We start from the raw sequence: 204 nt of genomic DNA, 5'->3' as shown, positions 1-204 counted from the left end.
TTTCCAGCCCCGCCTTGATTTCCTCAATGCTCTGGGGCGGCTGCATAGCGTTCATGGTGTTTTTTAGTTCTTGCTGCGTCTGCGGCTGCAAGCTCTGCCATTCGTTGTTCAAGCTGTATCACATCCTTTCCGTAGTCCGTAATCAAAGCCGCTTTTTCCTCTGTCTCCCCGAACAGCAGCACATCCAGCAGATATTCCACTTGG

1 pseudogene is annotated in these 204 nt (G+C 51.5%); it reads right to left on the bottom strand.

Annotation, left to right across the window (positions count from 1 at the left end):
• Positions 1–23: 23 nt before the first annotated feature.
• Positions 24–204, bottom strand: a pseudogene (locus tag DXB83_RS16325) (CHC2 zinc finger domain-containing protein); the annotation flags it as partial.

Origin of the sequence: Blautia sp. OM06-15AC (assembly GCF_003481425.1) — a bacterium.
Lineage (GTDB): Bacteria > Bacillota > Clostridia > Lachnospirales > Lachnospiraceae > Fusicatenibacter > Fusicatenibacter saccharivorans.
Note: the sequence above shows the minus strand (reverse complement) of the source record. Positions and strands in the feature narration are given on the sequence as shown.